This window comes from Pseudomonas cerasi (genome assembly GCF_027983475.1).
In the GTDB taxonomy this organism is placed as follows: Bacteria; Pseudomonadota; Gammaproteobacteria; order Pseudomonadales; family Pseudomonadaceae; genus Aquipseudomonas; species Aquipseudomonas cerasi.
Genome location: NZ_JAQJVM010000001.1, coordinates 1985364 through 2007770, shown reverse-complemented (window position 1 = coordinate 2007770; position 22407 = coordinate 1985364). Strand labels below are relative to the sequence as shown.

Genomic DNA, 22407 nt, shown 5'->3' with positions numbered 1-22407 from the left:
CGCTGCAACACCCGAAACACACCGCCCGCGAATTTTTTCGAATTTTTTTCATCGCCGGGGTTTACAGCCTAAAAAGCGCTCCGTATAGTGCGCGCCATCGGCAGGTTGATGCCTTCCGATACTGCCCAGATGGTGAAATTGGTAGACACGCCAGCTTCAGGTGCTGGTGACCGCAAGGTCGTGGAAGTTCGAGTCTTCTTCTGGGCACCAATTCAGGCAACAGACTACAACAGTCTCAAGCCTCACAAAAACCCGCAAAAGCGGGTTTTTGCATTTTCAGGTTTTGATTATTAAATCAAAACAGGGGTTTACAGAGCAAAATGATCGCCGTATAGTGCGCCCCATCAACGGCGGAGACGCTGCTGATGCTGCCCAGATGGTGAAATTGGTAGACACGCCAGCTTCAGGTGCTGGTGACCGCAAGGTCGTGGAAGTTCGAGTCTTCTTCTGGGCACCAATTCAAAAAAACCGAGCCAATGGCTCGGTTTTTTTTTGGGAATTGCAAAGTCATTTACTTCAACTCAGCAGACCGCATCCAGCTTATATCTTCAAACCAAAGCCATAGGCTGCATCGCCACCTATCACGATGTCTCTCAGATCCTTATCCTTGTCATCATCCGGGAAATAGCTCTTTCTGGTAAACGGAAGACTACCATTATCACTTGCCCAGAGCCGTCTGTCCCACTGCTGCCCCGCAGGCGCTGCCGTGAGGTCGATACTCAACTTTCCGCTACCCTCGGCACGGAGCTTGCGCCAAGTAGCCAGATCCGGAATGACAAGACCTCTGCTGTCGGCAATTTTCTTGCACTCCGTGTAAGTATCGAAATTCAGGTACTCCAACGTGGAAATACCTTGGACAGTGACCGTTACGTATACAACCTGGCCTAGGGAATCTCGCACCTGAACATATACAGATCCGTTCTTCCTGGCCATCAGCAGGCCTTTAGCATCGACCTCGACGATAGACGAATCTCCAGACACGAACGTATAGGGACCTTTACCGCCACTAACAACCATTAACTGACTTGAATCGGGCGGCACTACAGCAGTGCTGCCTGGCTTCGGATACGCAGCGCTCAAAGAAACATCTGAAAACTTGACACTCAGCAAGCTGCCTTGCGGTTTGATTGTCAAACTCAGCGTAGGAAAGTCTTCAGCGTAGGTGTCACTGAAGTCACCATCGAACGTAACCTTTGCAAATACCTGCAACTGACTGCCCGCTGCCAAATTATCGAACTGGGCCCGAGTGATAGTAATAGCCAAGTCCTGCTTTGCATCGGCATCGGTCAATATTCTGGCTGTCCAGACGTTGATCTCCACCGCACTACCATCCTGGGCAGTACCCTCCAGGCGCAACCACACCCGTTGACCGGCTGCCATGAATGGCCACTTCTTGAGCGTCACCACGATGTCGGTTTTTACCGAGGCCAGATCCAGCAGATCTGTGGGTGCCTGGCCGACCACTGGCAGAGACAGGTTATCCCCACCAAGTGTATCGACCTCAATGATGGTGTCGTCAGAATCTATCGGATTGATCAGCCCGTTGCGCGTGACCTGATAATAGACCCAGACCTCTGCCCCGGTATTGGAACCAATTGCCGAGGCTGGAATAACGAACTCTAATGCCTTGCTCACACTGCCGACAGTTTGTTCGGCTATCGCTGGCGTCCCGGGGCCGTCAGTACCAATCCAGAAGAGCCGAACCTTGTCGCCGACAGCAATGGCGGGGTAAGGCTGAACAACCACTGTTGTGCCATTTTGCACGGCCATCGGATCAAGAACCCAGTCAACAGACGCCGGAACCTCAGGAGCAGGAAGCAATAGACCAGCCACCTGAGTGCCTACCGAAAACAGTTCTTCCTGAGACCTGAACTTCTGAGTCTTGCCGCCAAGCCCTTTTCGCTCAATAACGTAATAGACAATGGCCTTTTTGTTGAGCGCTGTACTGACGGAGGCCGCGGGAACATTGAATACCAGGTCGATATTCACGTTGGCCGCATCAACAGCCTGAACACCCAGTGCGACCGGACCACCACCCTCGACCGGCTGCCAATAAGCCGTAACACTGTCTCCCACCTGAGTCTCGGCGTAAGGTACGGTGAGTTTTGTTCCAACGCTCGCAAGAGCAGCATCCATCTTGCCATCTTTGACACCGTCCACCACAGCGCCGGTCAAAACCCTGGAATCTGCAGCCTCCTGATCCTTCTGACTGCCGACGAAAAACTGATAGTCAGCAGAACGAAAGCTGACTTTCCGGCCATCTGGCAGAACGCGCTCAAGCAGGTAAAAAACCGTCACAACCTTGCCCCGGTTGAATTCAATGGGATTATCCAGATACACATCAAATGACATGTCGCCATCGACATTCTGCTGGGTAACAAGCCCCTCATCGGTAAACGTCTTCTGTTTTGACGAGTCACTCCAGAATAGCGTGATCTTGTCTTTTACCAAGGTTCCAGCGGAAGGAATATGAACATTGATAGAGTCAGCAATTTTGTCCGGATCGAGACGATTATCAGAAACCTCGTTGATAAATGGCGGCAAACCCGCAAGGCTGGGTCCTACATAGATATTGCGCCTGGGCGAGGTATACCAGACGCCCTCTCTATACACTTTGTAGTAGATACTCATGATGCCATTGACCAGCGGCTTGATATCAGCATCTGTCCAGGTAATTTTCATTGGACGCCGCTGTAGATTACTTGCACTGATGGGGCGGTCTTTGTCAGTAAAGTTAATTGCATTCTGCTTGGCGTTCACGCCCTCCCTGACCAGTTTTACGGTGTCCCCAAGCTGAATACCTGGGTAATCGAGACTGACAGTGACAAAGTTGACTGTAGCCTTGGCACTGATGTGATCCGGGTCGATAGAGTCGTTGACGGCCTCCAACAGTTCGGGCGCCGGCAGATAAAGACCTCGAATCTGAAACTCAAGAGATTGCGATGTGCGAACCTTGCCAGTCTTGTTGGAACTTGCGGGCCTGACGACATACTGAACAGTCGCCGTTTGACCGGCGAGCGCTTTCACAATATCAGACGGAATCGTCACGGTGCGTACATCACCCCCCACGACAGATAGCGCTATGTAAGTCGTACTCCAACTAATCAGCGTTCCACTCTGAGACTTACCCTTGAAATTAATCTGAACGTGCTCGCCAGGAGCAAAACTCAAGTAATAGTTGTTCCATATCGACGGCAGCCTGACTCCGAGCCCCCGCCCTGCAAGGTAGGACATATCCGACGGCGAGGGGGGCGATGACGGCTTGTCGGGGTAGCCTAACTGAACATATTTTACTCCTGTAACCGCATCAGTTCTCCAGACGCCCCCAACACCTACCGGGGCAAGGGGACTTTCCAATAAGGCAGTCATATTCATTCCATCCATAGAAATAAAGTTAAATATCTGGCTGTGCGCTCTGAGGTAAGCACAGTACAACGTGCTCATTCGCGATCATGAGCTCTTGCTCACTGTAGGGGGTCATTGCCCATAGGGTTACTATCAGAACTGACAGGTAGGCATTTCAAAAAACTTCCTGCGATTATCCAGACACAGCCAACCTCGCCTCCTTGAAAGTTAGCGCTCGATTATTCGCTTCGCTGTCAGCACGTGCTAGACATCGTGCTGGGTGCCTCACAGACTAAGGTGTAAACGAAGGCCTTTTCCCGAAAACGTTCTATACCTCAAGCCCGAAACTGCCCCAGGCTCGACTTCAACTGCGCAGCCAGCCCGTTTAGCACTTTGCCGCTAGCGGTCGTCTCAACCACCGCTTTTGCGGCTTTCTCGGCCTGAGCGTGAATCACCTCTACCCGACCGCGAACGGCCTGCGCGCCTTCAGCCTGATGTACAGCCGCCTTGGTCGCCAGACCAATGGCCGCGTGTACCTGCTCGACAGATACCTGCACGGTCTGCTGGCGCCTGGCACTGTCTCGCAGTACTTCCAGACCTTCCTTGGCCTGGCGTCCGGCGATGCCGATGGCGGCGACCGCCTCTTTCGCTCCACGCTGCAGGGCGATGATGTGCTCCTGGATATCGCCCGTCGAGCTTTGCGTCTTGCTGGCCAGCGCCCGCACTTCGTCAGCCACCACGGCAAAGCCCCTGCCCGTTTCACCCGCGCGTGCGGCTTCAATGGCTGCGTTGAGTGCGAGCAAGTTGGTTTGCTCGGCAATACCGTGGATAACTTCCAGCACGACCTCGATCTGCTGGCTTTGCTGCGCCAGACGCTCAATGACCTGCGCACCGGTTTCAACCTGCCCGGCCAGCGCCTCGATCAAACCGCCGACCTGACTGGACGTGCGGGTGTTTTCATCGGTCGCTTGTTTGATATCGATCACCTGACGCAAGGCTGCCTGCATCGCCTGGCTTTCCGACTGCGCCTCGTCGGCCATCTGCTCCAGCGCTTTCAGACTGGCCGCCACTTGGTCCCGCTGCAATTCGGCCGCCGCATCGGCACCGGCGTTACGCTCGCTCATGACACCGATTTCCTGCCCGGTGCGCTGCGCCACCTCGCCCGCCTCACGAACGATAGGCTGCAACTTGTCGATGAAGCGGTTGACCGCCGCCGACATGTCGCCAATCTCGTCGTTGCTGTCCAGCTTGACGCGCTTGGTCAGATCGCCCTCGCCCGCCGCCAGATCATTGAGTGCCGCGATCAGCAGATGCAGCTTGCTGACGACCCGACGCCCGAGCACCACCGCCAGTAACAACAATACACCCAGGCCGACCAGGGCCAGACCCATGCCGATTCTCCAGCGCAGCGTTTCGGCAGCTTCCTGAACCGCCACACGCGTGTTGGCGGTCATTGCCGCTCCCGCCGCCTGAGCCGACTGCAGGCGCGTGCGTAGCGCGGCAGAGCTGTCCTTCGAGGCACTGGCAAGGCTGTCAGACACCAACTGTTCACCACTGGTGATCAGGGTCGCGAAACGCTTGTCCAGGGCAGTAAGATTCTCTTCGACCGTTGCCGTGGACACGCCCATGCGCACCTTGCCGATCTCTACGCCGTTAGGGCTGATGGATGCCTCGACGTAATACACCGAAGGGTCGCTTTTCGCCGCATTGAGGACCTTGTCCATCGCCCGCTCGCCCTCCCCCTTGACCAAAAGAGCCTTGACCAGCGGATTGTCACGGTTCATGTAACGCGTGAGGTGCTCACCTGCGGCGTCGTCATAAACGACGAACAGTACGTTGGGATTGCGCTGGGCACGGCGTGCGAACTCGGAAAGCGTTGGCGTGTCGTTGTCCCACATGGCACGCGGAGCAACGGCAGCCAGCAATTCGGCCATGTCCGTCGCGGACTCGCGCAGGTCTTTCTCCAGCGTGGCACGCAGTTGAGCCTGCTCTTCCTTCAGACGGGTAGAGAGCCCGACGCTCAGGCGCTGTCGAGTGCTGGCTGACAATGCATCGAGGCTCGATGTCACTTCGCTACTCGCCGACTCCAGCTCTGAGGACAGATGTTGCGAATCTACCCCCAGGCGGTTGGCGAGATCGGCCTCAAGCGCAGTGACTGTGCTCCGGGTAAGCGCAACCGCCACCACCACCTGCACCAAAAGAGCGATACCCAGCGCAATGAAGACCGGGCGCAGCAGACGGCTTTGCAATAGAGATAAGACAGCAGACACAGGAGAATCCCTCCACCCTCAGCGCCATTAAAATGATGGCACTTTTCTGTCATCTTTGTAGCAAGCGCCGTGCCGTGACACAAGTCTCACTTTTCTGAGCTTCCCTGCCGCCGGTGCGACAATAAAAAAGGGCCGCACATGCGACCCTTTTTGGCACAGCCCGGTGACGTATCAGCCGAACGGATGACGCAGCACGATGGTTTCGTTGCGGTCAGGACCGGTCGAAATGATGTCGATAGGCGCACCCACCAGCTCTTCAACACGCTTGATGTAAGCGCGAGCGGCAGCAGGCAGCTCTTCGAGGGTCTTGGCACCCAGCGTGGATTCGCTCCAGCCTGGCATCTCCTCGTAGACCGGACGCAGGCCCAGATAGCTGTCAGCGTCGGTAGGCGCGTCGATGACGGCACCCTCTTCGTTCTCGTAGCCCACACAGATGTTGATGGTTTCCAGACCGTCGAGCACGTCCAGCTTGGTCAGGCACAGGCCCGAGATGCTGTTGATTTCGATGGCGCGACGCAGGATGACGGCGTCGAACCAGCCGCAACGGCGTGCACGACCGGTGGTGGCACCGAACTCATGACCACGCTTGGCCAGGAAGGCACCGACGTCATCGAACAGCTCAGTCGGGAAAGGACCCGAACCCACGCGCGTGGTGTAGGCCTTGGTGATGCCCAGGATGTAATCCAGGTACATCGGACCAAAACCGGAACCGGTGGCAATGCCGCCCGCCGTGGTGTTGGAGCTGGTGACGTACGGGTAGGTACCGTGGTCGATGTCCAGCAGCGAACCCTGGGCACCTTCGAACATGATGTCCTTGCCGTCGCGACGCATCTCATGCAGCGCAGCGGTGACGTCGAGCATCAGCGGTTTGAGCATGTCGGCGTATTCCATGCACTCGTCGAGCGTCTTCTGGAAATCGATGGCAGGCTCTTTGTAGTAATTGACCAGCACGAAGTTGTGGTAGTCGAGCAGTTCGCCCAGCTTGGCGGCGAAGCGCTCACGATGGAACAGGTCGCCGATACGCAGACCGCGACGTGCGACCTTGTCTTCGTAGGCCGGGCCGATACCACGACCAGTGGTGCCGATCTTGAACTCGCCGCGGGCTTTTTCACGCGCCTGGTCGAGTGCCACGTGGTACGACAGGATCAGCGGGCAGGACGGGCTAATGCGCAGACGCTCACGCACCGGAATGCCTTTCTCTTCCAGCTTGACGATTTCGCGCAGGAGCGCGTCGGGAGCAACCACCACACCGTTACCGATCAGGCACTGCACGCCTTCGCGCAGCACACCGGACGGAATCAGGTGCAATACGGTTTTCTCACCGTCGATCACCAGTGTGTGGCCGGCGTTGTGGCCACCCTGATAGCGAACTACGGCGGTAGCATGTTCGGTCAGCAGATCAACGATCTTGCCTTTGCCCTCATCACCCCATTGAGTGCCCAGGACTACGACATTCTTACCCATAACACTTGTCCTCATTCACGCAAACTTGGTGCCGGCGGCGGCCGGCAGGAATACTCAAGAAGCCAGCGGCATTACCTGCCAGTGCTCGCCATGCTGAATCAATTGCCGGTCACAGTCGGCTTCACGCGCGGCGCTCGCCTGCTGCCCAGGCAACGCCTGAACCACACGCTGACCTTCACTGCGCAACTGGCAAACCATCTGCCAGAGTGCCGCATCCGTACTGTCCGGCACCCAGATGCCACCAGACGGTAAGACGATTTCTGCCTGCCCCAGGGTAACCAGGGTTTTCAGGTCGGTGGAAAAGCCGGTCGCCGGACGGGCACGACCGAAGTCGGCACCGATGTCATCGTAACGACCGCCCTGAGCGATCGACTGGCCCACGCCCGGCACGAACACCGCGAATACCACACCGGTGTGGTAGTGGTAACCGCGCAGCTCGCCGAGATCAAAGTACAACGGCAGCTGCGGGAAACGCGCAGCCAGACGCTCGGCAATCGACAGCAGGTCGTCCAGAGCGGCCAGCACTGGCACCGGTGCGCCGGCCAGACGATCGCGTGCGGCGTCCAGCACCTCACGACCACCGCACAGATCAACCAGTGCGCGCAGCATGGCGGCCAGCTCTGGCGGCAGATCGGCGGTGAGGGCAATCACTTCATCGATGGCCTTGCGCTGCAGTGCATCGAACAGCTGCTGCTCGACTTCACCCGACAGGCCGGCGGCCCGCGCCAGACCGCGATAGATACCGACATGCCCGAGGTCCATGTGCACATCCGGCACATCGGCCAGTTGCAGCATGGCCAGCATCAGACTGATGACTTCAACATCGCTGCTCGGGCTCGCATCGCCGTAAAGTTCGGCACCCAGTTGTATCGGGCTGCGCGAGGACGACAGCGCGCGCGGCTGAGCGTGCAGAACGCTGCCCGCGTAGCACAGACGGCTCGGGCCTTCACGTTTCAGGGTGTGAGCATCGATACGTGCAACCTGTGGCGTGATGTCGGCGCGAAAGCCCATCTGCCGGCCCGATTGCGGGTCAATAACCTTGAAGGTACGCAGATCCAGATCCGAACCCGCGCCAGTCAGCAGCGACTCGAGATACTCGATATGCGGGGTGACGACAAACTCATAGCCCCAGCTCTGAAACAGATCCAACACCTGACGGCGCGCTACTTCAATGCGCGCCGCTTCCGGTGGCAGTACTTCTTCGATGCCATCTGGTAGCAGCCAGCGGTCGACCGTTGCCATTACGCCATTCCCCTGTGATCCAGGCGGCCAGCCTACAGGCCGACCTTGAGTGAAGCAGAAAGTGGTGCGCCGTATGACGGGCACGACAAATGCCCGAGACAGGCCTTGCAGACCACTTTCCTCGAAAAATCTTGCCGCGTTCCGATTCAGATACGGCCAATCAATCGTGCAGACGCAAAAAAGCCGGGAATTTCCCGGCTGCCGCATGATACACACGTTTCACCGTACGTTCACCCCACCGGGCGGTTTTGCCGCCCGGCGGGTGATTAATTACGGCTTGGCTTTTTCCATGTAGCGAAAGAATTCGCTGTTCGGATCAAGCACCATCACGTCGCTCTTGTTCGCAAAGCTTTCGCGGTAGGCACGCAGGCTGCGATAGAACGCATAGAACTCCTGGTCCTGACCATACGCCTTGGAGTAGATCGCGGCAGCCTGGGCATCACCATCACCACGCGCTTCTTCCGACTCGCGATAGGCTTCGGCCAGCAGCACACGACGCTGACGATCGGCGTCGGCACGGATGCCTTCAGCCAGCTCGTTACCCTTGGCACGGTGTTCGCGGGCTTCACGCTCACGCTCAGTGCTCATGCGTTCGAAAACGCTGCGATTCACTTCCTTCGGCAGATCGATGGCCTTGACCCGGACATCGACCACTTCGATACCCAGTTCTTTCTCGGCCATGCGGTTCAGCGAACCGGTGATGTCCGCCATCAGCGCGTCCCGCTCGCCCGACACGACTTCGTGCAGGGTGCGCTTGCCGAACTGGTCACGCAGGCCGGATTCCAGACGACGCGAAAGACGCTCGTCGGCAATCTGCTTGAGGCCGGAAGTCGCGGTGTAAAAACGCTCCGCATCCTTCACACGCCACTTGGCGTAGGCATCGACCATGACCGCTTTCTTTTCCAGCGTCAGGAAGCGCTGGGTCGGTGCATCGAGGGTCAGCAAACGACCGTCGAACTTGCGCACCTGGTTCACGTAAGGAACCTTCACATGCAGACCCGGCTGAACGTCAGCCTGGACCACACGACCGAATTGCAGCAGAACCGCGCGCTCGGTCTGGGACACTATGTAAAAGCTGTTCCAGGCGATGACCGCCAGTACCACGCCGACAATAAGGGTGATCAGTGATTTGTTACTCATCAGCGAGTCTCCCTGGTACGTACTTCACCACGCTGCTGAGCCTCATTCGCCCGGGCAGCGGCGGCAGCAGCGGCAGCATCATTGGCCGACTGCGATGGCGTACCTGAATTGGAGCCATTGCCGTTACTGCTGCGGCTGCTCTCGATCATCTTGTCGAGCGGAAGATAAAGCAGATTGTTCTGCCCCTTGTCGCCGGTCACGAGAACCTTGCTGGTATTGCTGAAGACTTCCTGCATGGTGTCCAGATACAGACGCTGGCGGGTAACTTCAGGAGCCTTGCGGTACTCGGCAACCAGCTTGGTAAAGCGATCCGCCTCACCCTTGGCGCGCGAAACCACTTCATCGCGGTAACCGTTGGCATCTTCGAGAATACGCTGAGCCTGACCACGGGCTTCCGGGATCACACCGTTGGCATAGCTTTCAGCCTGGTTACGCGCACGCTGCTCGTCTTCACGGGCGCGGATCACGTCATCGAAGGCTTCCTGAACTTCACGCGGCGCGGCAGCGCTCTGTACGTTGACCTGAGTGACGGTGATGCCGGTACGGTAGGTATCGAGGAAACGTTGCAGACGCTCCTTGATTTCGCTGGCCATCAGTTCACGGCCTTCAGTCAGCACCTGATCCATGGCCGTGGAACCCACGACATGGCGCAACGCACTTTCAGTCGCGTGCTGCAGGCTGATTTCAGGCTGGTCGACGTTCAGCACGAACGCCTGAAGGTCGCTGATCTTGTACTGCACGGTCAGCGGCACTTCGACGATGTTCTCGTCTTCGGTGAGCATCTGGCCTTGCTTGCTGTAAGCACGCTCGCGAGTCACGTTCTCCATGTACTTGCGATCGAACGGAGGGAAGTAGATGTTAAGGCCCGGGCCCACGGTCTCGTGGTACTGACCGAAACGCAGCACGACAGCCTGCTCTTGCTCGTCAACCACATAGATAGCGCTGTAAAGCCAGAAAGCGACCAGTACGACAAGCCCGATGCCGAGCAGGCCGAAGCCACCGCCCTTGCCCGAGCCGCCACCACTGCCACTGCTGCCGCCATCGCTGCCGCGTTTGTTACCGCCGCCGAACAACCCCTTCAGGCTTTCCTGCAGCTTACGGAAGGCCTCGTCGAGATCAGGTGGTCCCTTGCGGTCGCCGCCACGGCGTTTGCCACCCCAGGGATCTTGATTATTCGAGTTGCCACCCGGCTCATTCCAAGCCATAGCGCTCTCCATCTGATAAAGCAAAGACGCGCCCGCGGCGCGCCGACCAATGCTACAGAATGCTCGCGAAAGCCGTACAACGGCTTTCTCGTGCTTTTATTGCAAAGTGTGTTGCTCGATGAACTCCAGCGGCTGCAATCCTTCGCGACTCACCAGTCGATTGAGTTCAACGCGCGGCAGTCGTACGGCCAACACGCTGGCACCTTCCTCGTCATGCGTTTCGCTCTGCACCGCACCCAGCTCAAAGAACTGGGCACGCAGCCGGGCGAGACTTTGAGGCAGAAGCAGCGTGCCGACAAACAGGTCGTCGCCGAGCAATTCGGCGATAGCCTGCTTGAGCAGATCAAGCCCCCGACCATCACGGGCAGAAACCCAGACACGCTGCGGCTTGCCGTCGGCATCGCGCTGTATCTGAGGCTCTACGCCTTCAAGCAGATCGAGTTTGTTATAGACCTCAAGGATCGGCAAGCCCTCGGCTCCGATCTCGCCAAGCACCGCCATGACCTGCTCGATCTGCGACATGCGATCCGGCTCGTGGGAGTCGATCACATGCAGCAATAAATCGGAGTTGCTCGATTCTTCAAGCGTCGCGCGGAAGGCCTCGACCAGCTTGTGTGGCAGATGGCGAATGAAGCCCACGGTATCGGCCAGCACGATAGGCCCCAGGTCATCGAGCTGCAGACGACGCAGGGTCGGATCGAGCGTGGCGAACAGTTGGTCTGCCGCGAACACGTCCGAATCGGTTACCGAGTTGAACAGGGTCGATTTGCCGGCGTTGGTATAGCCCACCAGTGAAACCGATGGAATATCCGCGCGACGACGCCCGCGACGGGCCTGATCCCGCTGACTGCGAACCTTCTCCAGCCGTCCCTTGATCTGCCGCAGGCGAACCCGCAATAGACGTCGGTCGGTTTCGAGCTGGGTTTCACCCGGACCGCGCAGGCCGATACCACCTTTCTGTCGCTCAAGGTGAGTCCAGCCACGGACCAGACGGGTACTCATGTGCTCAAGCTGGGCCAGTTCGACCTGCAGCTTGCCTTCGTGAGTACGCGCCCGTTGCGCAAAGATATCGAGAATCAGACCGGTACGATCAAGCACACGACACTCGAAAACGCGTTCGAGGTTGCGTTCCTGACTGGGCGTGAGGGTGTGATTGAAGATGACCAGATCGGCCTGCTCGGCCTTGACCTGATCGCGAAGCTCCTCGACCTTGCCAGAGCCGATCAGGTACTTGGCCGAAGGCCGATGACGCGGCACGTTGATAAACGCAACGGTATCGGCACCGGCCGAGATGGCCAATTCCTGAAACTCCTGCGGATCTTCGCGCGCCTCAGGGTCCTGACCATCCAGATGAACGAGAATTGCACGTTCACCACCACTGTGGCGCTCAAAGAACAAGGCAGACTCCTATCAGGCGTTACCTGGCTCGGCGTCCGCGCCGTCAGCGTCTGTAGCGCTTGGCAGGCGGATCGGGCGAACCGGTACGACGGTGGAAATAGCGTGTTTGTAGACCATCTGGCTGACCGTGTTCTTCAGCAAAATGACGAACTGGTCGAAAGACTCGATCGTACCCTGCAGCTTGATACCGTTGACCAGATAGATCGATACCCCGACCTTCTCTTTACGCAAGGTATTCAGGTAAGGGTCTTGTAGCGAATGCCCTTTTGACATGTGCCGCACTCCTTTAAGGATCAATAAAATAATAAATCGAATTCGATTGGCTTACCGGCCACCCCCCAAGGATAGACGGCTATTGCAGGGACTCAGCTCAATATGGAGACCGATCCCAGGTATTTCAAGGCGCGCGACAGATTGTCGCTGGCCAGGCTGTCCAGCCAGTGCAAGTCGTCCCAGCTACGTAGCCAGGTGAACTGCCTTTTGGCCAGCTGGCGCGTCGCAATGATGCCGCTCTCCTGCATTTCATCCCGCGTCAGTTTCCCATCCAGGTGATCCCAGACCTGGCGATAACCGACAGCTCTTATCGATGGCAACCCTGAATGCAGATCACCTCTTGAGCGCAATGCCAGTACTTCGTCCAGAAACCCCTGATCCAGCATTTGCTCGAAACGTAGCGCGATGCGTTGGTGCAGCACCTTGCGATCAGCCGGAGCGATGGCAAGGTTCGCAACAGTATAGGGCAATTGCTGACGCCCTGATGCGGCTGCTTCGGTACTTTGCGCAGTTTGTTGCTCGCGGTGTGCCGTCATGCTCATTCCGCTGACGCGATACACCTCGAGTGCCCTGATCAGCCGTTGCGGATCATTGGGGTGAATACGTGCCGCCGAAACGGGATCGACCACCGCCAGTTGATCGTGCAATGACTGCCAGCCGAAGGCCTGTGCATCCGCCTCAAGCTGCGCCCTGACCTGCGCATCGGCCGCCGGCATATCCGCCAGCCCGTCCAATAGAGCCTTGAAATACAACATAGTGCCGCCGACCAGCAAAGGAATATTTCCGCGCGCAGTAATTTCCGCCATGGCCGCCAGGGCATCACTGCGAAAATCGGCGGCGGAGTAGCTTTGCGCCGGGTCGAGAATGTCGATCAGACGGTGAGGATATTCAGCCAGCTGAGCCTTCGACGGTTTGGCGGTACCGATGTCCATGCCGCGATAGACCAGCGCAGAGTCGACGCTGATCAGCTCGCAGGGCAGCACTTTGGTCAGTTCTATCGCAAGGTCGGTCTTGCCTGCAGCGGTAGGCCCCATGAGAAAGATGGCCGGAGGTAAAGCGTTCATTCATTGACCGCGCAGGAATAATTTATCCAGATCATTGAGACCCATCTGGGTCCAGGTAGGACGACCGTGGTTGCATTGCCCGCTGCGCTCGGTGTTTTCCATGTCACGCAGCAGGCCGTTCATTTCCGGGATGGCCAGACGCCGATTGGCGCGAATCGCGCCGTGGCAGGCCATGGTCCCGAGCAACTCGTTCATGTGCGCCTGCACCCGGTCGCTGGTGCCGTATTCCATGAGGTCGGCCAGCACATCGCTGACCAGCCGGTTGGCTTCGGCCTGCTTGAGCAACGCGGGGATCTGGCGGATCGCCAGGGTTTCCGGGCCGAGCCGTTGAAGCTCGAAGCCCAGGCGCTGGAAGGTCGCAAGATGCTCTTCGGCGCAGTCCGCTTCACGCTGGCTGACCGCAATGGACTCGGGCACCAGCAATGGCTGGCCGCTCAAACCTTCGTTGGCCATGGCTATTTTCAGGCGCTCGTACATGATCCGCTCGTGAGCGGCGTGCATGTCCACCAGCACCAGGCCGTGAGCGTTTTCAGCAAGGATGTAGATACCCTTGAGCTGCGCCAGCGCATAACCCAGCGGCGGAATATCCCCGGGCGACTCAGGCAGCGACGCGGGCGCAGCACTGGGCAGCGGCGCGAAGAATTCACGATAAGCACTTTGCGCTTCGGCCACCGGCACGCCAGCGGTGGGCCGAGGCGTGTATTGATACTGATAACCGCTGCCAGCGCCGCCACCGGCAGCAGGCCGGGCAAACGACTCGCCCTGGGGCTGCTCCAGCACATTGTTGGCCAGACGCATTTCACCCTGCGGCCCGAATTCGCCCGCTTCAGGCCCGCTCGGGCGTGTCTCGGCGACAACCGGCACGCTGCCACCCAGCTGATTTTCAGGGCGCACATCGCCCAGCGCGCGGTAGAGGGTGCCATACAGAAAGTCGTGCACCATGCGCCCGTCGCGGAAGCGCACTTCGTGTTTGGTCGGGTGAACGTTGACGTCCACAGCGGCCGGATCGACCTCGAAGAACAGCACGAAGGTCGGATGACGGCCATTGAACAGCACGTCGCGATACGCTTGACGCACTGCGTGGGCGACCAGCTTGTCGCGCACTGCGCGGCCATTCACGAAGAAATATTGCAGGTCGGCCTGGCTGCGCGAAAAGGTCGGCAGCCCGACCCAGCCCCACAGATGCAGACCATTGCGCTCGATCTCGATGGGCAGCGCCTGCTCCAGAAAGCCAGGCCCGCAGATTGCCGAGACACGTCGCGCCCTGGCGGTGTCGTCATGCGCTTCATGCAGGCTCAGCACGGTCTTGCCGTTGTGACGCAGGTGGAAGGCCACGTCGAAACGCGCCAGCGCCATGCGCTTGATGACTTCCTGCAAATGATCGAATTCGGTTTTTTCGGCTTTCAGAAACTTGCGCCGGGCCGGCGTGTTGAAGAACAGGTCGCGCACTTCAACGGAGGTGCCTACCGGATGCGCGGCTGGCTGCACGCGCGGCGCCATGTCCCGACCTTCGGTTTCGACCTGCCATGCCTGATCGGCGTCGCGGGTGCGGGAGGTCAGCGTCAGGCGCGCTACGGAACTGATCGAAGCCAGCGCTTCGCCGCGAAACCCAAGGCTCATGACCCGCTCGAGGTCTTCCAGGTCGCGAATCTTGCTGGTCGCGTGACGTGCCAGCGCCAATGGCAGATCGTCCGAAGAGATACCGCTGCCATCGTCACGCACTTTCAACAATTTGATGCCGGCCTGCTCGACGTCGACATCAATGCGCCGCGCGCCGGAATCGAGGCTGTTTTCCAGCAGTTCCTTGATCACCGAAGCCGGGCGCTCGACGACTTCGCCCGCCGCAATCTGGTTGGCCAGACGCGGACTGAGCAGTTCAATGCGCGCTGCGTTCAGGGCAGTCTGAGCGTTTTCGGCTTCGGCGCCGTCGAGCAGGAGATCGGTCATTACTGAGTCGCCACCTCGGAACTTGGGATACGCAGGTCCTGGCCGATCTTCAATTCATCCGACTTCAGATTGTTAGCGCTGCGCAAGGTGGCGATGCTCATGTCATAGCGCGCAGCGAGCATGGCCAGGGTTTCGCCGGAACGAACGACATGATTGCGCGGCCCCTGGGCCAGCTTGCCGTTGTCACGCAGCCAAGCGATATAAGTGCCCTGCGGCGGGTTCTGCTGGAAGAACTGCTTGACGCCCGACGTGATCGAACGCGCCAACGCCTGTTGATGCGACGCCGAACCGAGCTTGTTGGCCTCGTTGGCATTGGAGATAAAGCCGGTTTCCACCAGAATCGACGGGATATCCGGCGACTTGAGCACCATGAAGCCCGCCTGCTCGACACGTGACTTGTGCAGCGAGGTGACGCGGCCAATATTGCTCAATACCTTCTGGCCAACGTTCAGGCTCGACGACAGCGAAGCGGTCATGGACAAGTCCAGCAACACACCCGCGAGCATGCGGTCCTTGTCATCCAGGCTGACAGCGCCAGCACCACCGATAAGGTCGGAACGGTTTTCACTGTCCGCCAGCCAGCGTGCAGTTTCGGAAGTGGCACCGCGATCGGACAGGGCGAACACCGATGCGCCGAACGCCGCAGAGGACGGGGCGGCGTCGGCGTGGATCGACACGAACAGGTCGGCGCCCTTGGAACGGGCGATCTCGGTACGTTTGCGCAGCGGAATAAAGTAGTCGCCGGTCCGCGTCAGTTCGGCGCGGTAGCCTTTCTCGGCATTGACCTGGCGCTGCAGCTCCTTGGCAATCGACAGCACCACGTTTTTCTCTTTCTGACCGGCACCGCCCGAGGCACCGGGGTCTTCCCCGCCGTGCCCGGCATCGATCACCACGACGATGTCGCGCTTGCCGTTCGGCACCGGGGTCAGCTTGATTTCAGGCTTGGCCGGGCTGACCGGGACAGCAGGCGCGGTGTTGGCGGCGGTATCCGGAATGACCGGTGTCGGATTGGCATCGGCGGCGTTGTCGTACAGGTCGACCACCAGACGGTTGCCGTATTGCTGATTCGGCGCCAGCGTGAAGCTCTTCGGGGTCACACCCTTTTTCAGGTCGATGACCACGCGCAGGTCGGTAGGCGTGCGCTGCGCAGAACGCATGCTGCTGATCGGCGTATTGGCCGTTGGTACGTTCAAGGGGCCGCCAAGCGTCGCACCATTGATATCGATCACCAGACGGTCAGGCGAAGTCAGGGTAAACAGGCTGTGCTGGACTGGCCCGGACAGGTCGAATACCAGACGCGTGTTGTCCGGTGCTCGCCATAAGCGGACACTTCGTACTTGCGTAGCGGCAACCGCCTCGACAGCCAGGGCCATCAACAGCAGACCAACTACAGTAACCAGCGCGCGCATGCGCATACCTAACCCCATATCTATTTGAATTCCAAAGCCAAAGTGGCACACCAACGTTCGCCACGCGAGCCCAGCGGGCTCAATATCACGGAACGACCTTCTCCGTGCGGCCCAATGGTAATGGTCAGGTCGGGCTTTGGCAAAAAGCCTGCACCACGCTGGGGCCATTCAATCAGACAAAGTGCGTCGCCGTCGAAGTAATCACGCACACCCATGTACTCGAGCTCTTCCGGATCGACCAGCCGGTAAAGGTCAAAGTGAAACACCTTTATCGCGCCGATTTCGTAAGGTTCGACCAGCGTGAAAGTAGGACTCTTGACGGCCCCGACATGCCCGAAGCCGCGAATCAATCCCCGCGAAAGCGTGGTTTTTCCAGCGCCCAGATCGCCATCCAGAAAGATGACACCAAGGCCTTCTGTCACCTTGGCCAGGCGTGCACCAAAATCCATCATTGCCTCTTCGCCCACCACATGCAGCGTTAAATCAGACACGGTTGCAGCTCCTCCAGTAACTGACGAATGGCAGGAATAATATCGCTGGCAGCCAGCCCGCGACCGCCCTCACCGGCTTTCTGACCGGCGCTTGCATGCAGCCACACGGCAAGACAGGCCGCGTCGAAAGGTTTGAGGTGCTGCGCTATCAACGCGCCGATCAATCCGGCCAGCACATCACCCAGTCCTGCGGTGGCCATGGCCGGATGGCCGCGGTCGCACAACGCCAGTTGCCCGTGTGCATCGGCAATCAGACTGCCAGAGCCCTTGAGCACACAAACCGTGTCGAATTTACGCGCCAACGCCCGCACCGCAGCGGCCCGGTCAGCCTGAACCTCCTTGATGCCCACACCCAGCAAGCGTGCCGCTTCGCCCGGATGCGGGGTGATGACACTGCCTTTGGGCAGGCTGACCAGCCCGGCGGACAGCATATTCAGCGCATCGGCGTCCCACACCTGCGGACGATCCGCGTTGGCGGCCGCCGACAGCAGGCTGCGCCCCCAGGCCGCCTGCCCCAGGCCGGGGCCGACCACCAACACGCTGGCCGGCTCGATCAAGCCCATCAGTTGGTTGGCCGAGTGGATCGCCGCGCTCATGATTTCCGGCATACGCGTCAGAGCGGCCGGAACATGCTCGGGCCGCGTTGCCAGCGTCAGCATGCCTGCACCGCTGCGCAGGGCGCTTTCGGCGCTGAGCAACGCTGCGCCGCCAAAACCGTGATCGCCACCGATAACCAGAACCCGGCCAAACATGCCTTTATGGGCGGTTCGCGGGCGTGCTGCCAGTTGCGGCAGGTTGTGCTTATCGAGGCGCTTCGCGCTGAACGGCGCCTGCGCCACCAGCACCGGAGCTGCGCGCAGGTCGTCGAACATCAGCTCACCCACCAGATCTGCCGCGTCGCCCGTCAACAAACCCAGTTTGAGGCCAATGAACGTAACGGTCACTTCGGCACGCACCGCGACACCCAGCGTCTGGCCAGTATCTGCGCTCAAGCCGGATGGAATATCCACCGCAACGACGGGCAGACCGCTTTCGTTGATAGCGTTGATGGCCGAGACGTAGGGCTCGCGCACCTCGCCATCGAGACCGGTGCCCAGCAAGGCATCCAGTACGATACCGGCCAGCGGCTGTCCGGCCCATGCCTGAATATGAATACCGAAAGCCGCAGCATGCGCCGCAGCAGCATCACCGGTCAGTGCGGCCGGATCGCCGACGGCCAGCACCCTGACCTGCCAGCCGGCCTTGTGCGCCATGGCAGCCACCAGATACCCGTCACCGGCGTTGTTGCCCCGCCCGGTCAATACGGTCAGTTCATTCGCCTCCGGCCAGCGCCGAAGTATCGTATGCCATAACGCCTGCGCAGCGCGCAGCATCAATTCCAGGCCGGGTGTGCCTGCAGCAACCAGCCGTGCATCGAGGTCGCGGACCTGCGCAGCACTGTACAGCGCGTCGGGTAAATGAGGTTTAGTGTCGAACATGCGTCTATGGGCTCCGATGTCTGGCAGAATTATACGCACCTTGGTCCCGGTTTCTCTCTGCGCATGTCCGCTATTACTGCTGTACTTCCTAGTTCCGATGATCTCGCCGCCCTTGCCGTCTCAATCAAGGCGTGGGGGCGTGAGCTGGGCTTTCAGGAAGTCGGGATCAGCGGCCTGGACCTGGCAGAGCACGAACAGCATCTGCAACGCTGGCTCGATGCAGGCTATCACGGGGAAATGGACTATATGGCAGCCCATGGCAGCAAACGTTCCCACCCCGATGAGCTGGTCCCGGGAACGTTGCGCGTGGTGTCGCTGCGCATGGATTATCTGCCGGGCGACACCGAAATGGCGCAGCGCCTGACCGAGCCGGAAAAAGCCTACGTCTCACGTTACGCGCTGGGCCGTGATTATCACAAACTCATCCGCAAGCGCCTGCAGCAACTGGCCGAGCGTATTCAGCAGGCCGTAGGGCCGTTTGGCTTTCGAGCCTTCGTGGACAGCGCGCCAGTGCTGGAAAAAGCCATCGCCGAACAGGCCGGGCTCGGCTGGATCGGCAAAAACACGCTGGTGCTCAACCGTAAGGCGGGCAGTTTCTTCTTTCTTGGCGAGCTGTTTGTCGATATCCCGTTGCCGGTCGACGCACCTCATGCAACCGAGCATTGCGGGCGCTGCACGGCCTGCCTGGACATCTGTCCGACGGCGGCGTTTATCGGGCCTTACGTGCTGGACGCGCGACGCTGCATTTCTTATCTGACCATCGAGCTGAAGACCGCGATCCCAGAAGAGCTGCGGCCACTGATCGGCAACCGGGTGTTCGGTTGCGACGATTGCCAGATCGTCTGCCCGTGGAACCGCTTCGCCCGGCCAACCGAGCAGAGCGACTTTCAGCCGCGCCACAATCTGGACAATGCAGGGCTGGCCGAACTGTTCCTGTGGGACGAAGAGAAATTCCTCGGCAGCACCGAAGGTTCACCACTGCGCCGGGCGGGTTATGAGCGCTGGCTACGCAACCTGGCCGTGGGGCTGGGCAACGCGCCCTCCACCATCCCGGTGATCGAAGCCCTGCACGCACGGCGCGACTATCCCTCGGAACTGGTCAGGGAGCATGTGGAATGGGCGCTGCAGAGGCATGGCGTGGCGCCGCTTTAAACCTGCCGCGCGGCGCAGGCGTGTGACGCGGAGCGTCACGAAAGGCATTCCCACGCTGGAGCGTGAGGAACGATAATTTTTCAACTATTGTGCCTGCGCCCTGCGTACGCTTCAGGGCTCGTCCTTGTAGACAAACTTGGGCATTTCCCAGCGGAAACGAATCGCCAGCAGGCGCAGCAGCAGGCCGCCGAACAGGGTGATCAGCACCGCTTGTTCGTTGGGCAGTTGCAGGTACTGACACAGCAGAAAACACCATGCAGCCAGAAAAGACACGCTGGCGTACAGCTCGCGGCGGAAGATCAGCGGGATGTCGTTGCAAAAGATGTCGCGCAGGATGCCACCGAAGACCCCGGTGATCACGCCGCACACTGACGCGATCAGCAGACCGTGCCCGGCCTCGAGCGCGGTCATGCAGCCGATCAGGGTAAAGGCCACCAGCCCCAGTGCGTCGAGCACCAGAAACAGTGAGCGCAGGTGGCGCATCAGTGGCGCAATGAAGATCGTCACCAGCGCCGCCACACTGGTCAGGACCAGGTATTCCGGGTGCTTGACCCAGGTCAGCGGGTAATGACCGATCAGCACGTCGCGCACCGACCCGCCACCCAGCGCCGTGACGCAGGCGATCAGCACCACGCCGAACCAGTCCATCCCGCGCCGCCCCGCAGACAGGGCTCCCGTCATGGCTTCAGCAGTGATAGCGATCAGATAAAGCATCAGCAACATGGCGGCGACTCTGCGACAAAGGCGCGCAGTCTAACCAGCCGACCAACGCACTGAAAGAGTGCAGCGAAGATTATTCACTGCACGCGCGTCTCGATCAGGCCTTGATGAAGTGCTCACGATAAAAGCGCAGCTCGGCAATCGACTCGCGGATGTCATCGAGCGCCAGGTGGGTGCTGCCTTTCTTGAATTTCAGCTCGGGGGACCAGCGCGCCGCCAGTTCCTTGAGGGTCGAGACATCCAGATTGCGGTAGTGGAAGTAGTTTTCCAGCGTCGGCATGTGGCGGTACAGGAAGCGGCGATCCTGGCAGATGCTGTTGCCGCAGATCGGCGAACTGCGCTCGGGGACCCACAGCTTGATGAAATCAAGGGTCTGCGTCTCGGCTTCAGCCATGCTGACGGTACTTTCCCGCACGCGCTGGGTCAGGCCCGAACCGCCGTGCTGGCGAGTGTTCCACTCATCCATTTTCGCCAACGTCTCGTCGCTCTGATGCACAGCGATCACCGGGCCTTCAGCCAGGGTGTTCAGCTCGCTATCGGTGATGATCGTGGCCATTTCGATAATGACATCGGTATCAGGGTCCAGACCGGTCATTTCCAGATCGATCCAGATCAGGTTCTGCTTGTTCTGCATGTGTCGACTCCTCAGCGTAGGCGCGCAGTTTAGCTCACCCTGCCGTGCTAGACTCCTGCCGATCCACCGTACTGCCTAATTCATCGGTTACATCACATCGGAACACCCATGGCCAAACGCCAACTCAATCGTCGTCAAAACTGGCGCATCGAAAAAATTCAGGGCGAGCGTGCTGCCCGCGCGGCAAAACGCGAGTCCGCTACGCTTGAAACACTCGAGGGTGGCGACCTCGGCCCCGAGCAGACGGGGCTGGTCATCGCTCACTTCGGCGTGCAAGTCGAAGTCGAGGCCCAGGAAGGCGAAGTGACCGGTCAGGTCTTCCGTTGCCACCTGCGCGCCAACCTGCCTGCACTGGTGACCGGTGATCGCGTCGTATGGCGCGCCGGCAATCAGGGCATTGGCGTCATCGTCGCGCAACTGCCCCGCACCACCGAACTGCGCCGCCCGGATTCACGCGGCCAGCTCAAGCCTGTGGCTGCCAACGTCGACCTGATCGTGATCGTCTTCGCGCCGATGCCCGAGCCGCATGCCAACCTGATCGACCGTTATCTGGTGGCCGCCGAGCATGCCGGGATTCGTCCTTTGCTGCTGCTCAACAAGGCAGACCTGATCGACGAACAGAATGCGCCCGCGCTCAACGCCCTGCTGGCGGTCTACCGCACGCTGGGTTATCCGGTGCTGGAAGTGTCCGCGCACCACGGTGACGGCATGCAGAGCCTGCAAAGTCAGCTTGACGGGCACATCAGCGTGTTCGTCGGCCAGTCCGGCGTCGGCAAGTCCTCGCTGGTCAACAGCCTGTTGCCGGAAACCGACACTCGGGTCGGCCCGCTGTCCGAAGTTTCCGGTCAGGGCACGCATACCACGACCACCGCACGCCTGTTCCACTTCCCGCGTGGCGGCGATCTGATCGACTCGCCGGGTATCCGTGAGTTCGGCCTGGGGCACGTCAGTCGTGCTGACGTAGAGGCAGGCTTCATCGAGTTCAACGACCTGATCGGCACCTGCCGCTTTCGTGACTGCAAGCATGACCGCGAACCGGGCTGCGCCCTGCTCAAGGGGCTTGAGGACGGCCGCGTGCAACAGCAGCGCATGAACAGCTATCGCTCGATCATTGCCAGCCTGCCGCAAGACAGTTACTGAGCACCGAACGCCACACGCAAAAACGCCGCGATGAT

At 59.5% G+C, this 22407-nt stretch carries 17 protein-coding genes and 2 tRNA genes; 4 read left to right on the top strand and 15 right to left on the bottom strand.

All coding sequences use genetic code 11. From position 1 onward, the window contains the following. Nucleotides 1-123: 123 nt before the first annotated feature. Nucleotides 124-210, top strand: a tRNA-Leu gene (locus PI739_RS08640). 160 nt (nt 211-370) lie between these two features. Continuing rightward, nucleotides 371-457, top strand: a tRNA-Leu gene (locus PI739_RS08635). Between the two features lie 83 nt (nt 458-540). Here PI739_RS08635 and PI739_RS08630 read toward each other — a convergent pair. The 13 genes from PI739_RS08630 to PI739_RS08570 form a co-directional block, all read right to left on the bottom strand. Then, nucleotides 541-3369 carry an Ig-like domain-containing protein gene (locus PI739_RS08630; protein ID WP_271351740.1) on the bottom strand — a complete coding sequence of 943 codons (2829 nt, stop codon included), beginning with the start codon at nt 3367-3369 and terminating at the stop codon, nt 541-543. A 311-nt stretch (nt 3370-3680) separates the two neighbouring features. Further along, nucleotides 3681-5615 (bottom strand): methyl-accepting chemotaxis protein, encoded by a 1935-nt coding sequence (locus PI739_RS08625; RefSeq protein ID WP_271351706.1) that lies wholly within the window; start codon nt 5613-5615, stop codon nt 3681-3683. A gap of 171 nt (nt 5616-5786) precedes the next feature. Continuing rightward, on the bottom strand, nt 5787-7079 hold the full coding sequence (locus PI739_RS08620) for an adenylosuccinate synthase (RefSeq protein ID WP_271351705.1): 1293 nt from the start codon (nt 7077-7079) through the stop codon (nt 5787-5789). A gap of 54 nt (nt 7080-7133) precedes the next feature. Continuing rightward, nucleotides 7134-8321, bottom strand: a complete 1188-nt coding sequence (locus PI739_RS08615) for an ATP phosphoribosyltransferase regulatory subunit (protein ID WP_058397724.1) — start codon at nt 8319-8321, stop codon at nt 7134-7136. A gap of 270 nt (nt 8322-8591) precedes the next feature. Beyond that, complete coding sequence (gene hflC / locus PI739_RS08610) at nt 8592-9461, bottom strand: protease modulator HflC (RefSeq protein ID WP_003366315.1); 870 nt, start codon at nt 9459-9461, stop codon at nt 8592-8594. Next, nucleotides 9461-10666: an FtsH protease activity modulator HflK gene (gene hflK, locus PI739_RS08605; protein ID WP_003366313.1), complete on the bottom strand. Its 1206-nt coding sequence runs from the start codon at nt 10664-10666 to the stop codon at nt 9461-9463. Before hflK ends, hflC begins: the two co-directional genes overlap by 1 nt. A gap of 96 nt (nt 10667-10762) precedes the next feature. Continuing rightward, nucleotides 10763-12064 (bottom strand): ribosome rescue GTPase HflX, encoded by a 1302-nt coding sequence (hflX, locus tag PI739_RS08600; protein WP_002551820.1) that lies wholly within the window; start codon nt 12062-12064, stop codon nt 10763-10765. 12 nt (nt 12065-12076) lie between these two features. Continuing rightward, nucleotides 12077-12337: an RNA chaperone Hfq gene (gene hfq / locus PI739_RS08595; protein ID WP_002551819.1), complete on the bottom strand. Its 261-nt coding sequence runs from the start codon at nt 12335-12337 to the stop codon at nt 12077-12079. Nucleotides 12338-12429: 92 nt separating this feature from the next. Continuing rightward, entirely contained in the window at nt 12430-13401 is a 972-nt protein-coding gene (gene miaA / locus PI739_RS08590) for a tRNA (adenosine(37)-N6)-dimethylallyltransferase MiaA (RefSeq protein ID WP_271351700.1), read from the bottom strand. After that, the gene (mutL, locus tag PI739_RS08585; protein ID WP_003366307.1) at nt 13402-15348 is read right to left on the bottom strand and encodes a DNA mismatch repair endonuclease MutL; all 1947 of its coding nucleotides are present in this window, start codon (nt 15346-15348) and stop codon (nt 13402-13404) included. It lies immediately after the preceding gene. Further along, nucleotides 15348-16775, bottom strand: coding sequence for an N-acetylmuramoyl-L-alanine amidase (locus tag PI739_RS08580; RefSeq protein WP_197676929.1), 1428 nt, complete (start codon nt 16773-16775; stop codon nt 15348-15350). Before PI739_RS08580 ends, mutL begins: the two co-directional genes overlap by 1 nt. 2 nt (nt 16776-16777) lie before the next feature. Then, nucleotides 16778-17248, bottom strand: a complete 471-nt coding sequence (gene tsaE, locus PI739_RS08575) for a tRNA (adenosine(37)-N6)-threonylcarbamoyltransferase complex ATPase subunit type 1 TsaE (protein ID WP_003317192.1) — start codon at nt 17246-17248, stop codon at nt 16778-16780. Further along, the gene (locus PI739_RS08570) at nt 17236-18726 is read right to left on the bottom strand and encodes an NAD(P)H-hydrate dehydratase (protein ID WP_271351699.1); all 1491 of its coding nucleotides are present in this window, start codon (nt 18724-18726) and stop codon (nt 17236-17238) included. The genes tsaE and PI739_RS08570 overlap by 13 nt, the downstream gene beginning before the upstream one ends. Before the next feature lie 63 nt (nt 18727-18789). On the opposite strand from PI739_RS08570, the gene queG reads away from it, so the two are divergent. Then, nucleotides 18790-19878 carry a tRNA epoxyqueuosine(34) reductase QueG gene (gene queG / locus PI739_RS08565; protein ID WP_024663643.1) on the top strand — a complete coding sequence of 363 codons (1089 nt, stop codon included), beginning with the start codon at nt 18790-18792 and terminating at the stop codon, nt 19876-19878. A 111-nt stretch (nt 19879-19989) separates the two neighbouring features. Here queG and PI739_RS08560 read toward each other — a convergent pair whose 3' ends face one another. Next, nucleotides 19990-20601 (bottom strand): trimeric intracellular cation channel family protein, encoded by a 612-nt coding sequence (locus PI739_RS08560; protein WP_003343002.1) that lies wholly within the window; start codon nt 20599-20601, stop codon nt 19990-19992. Between the two features lie 94 nt (nt 20602-20695). Beyond that, nucleotides 20696-21232 carry an oligoribonuclease gene (orn, locus tag PI739_RS08555; protein WP_187599487.1) on the bottom strand — a complete coding sequence of 179 codons (537 nt, stop codon included), beginning with the start codon at nt 21230-21232 and terminating at the stop codon, nt 20696-20698. A gap of 108 nt (nt 21233-21340) precedes the next feature. Here orn and rsgA point away from each other — a divergent pair, with 108 nt between their 5' ends. Then, entirely contained in the window at nt 21341-22372 is a 1032-nt protein-coding gene (gene rsgA, locus PI739_RS08550; protein WP_003366295.1) for a small ribosomal subunit biogenesis GTPase RsgA, read from the top strand. The last annotated feature ends 35 nt before the right edge of the window (nt 22373-22407 follow it).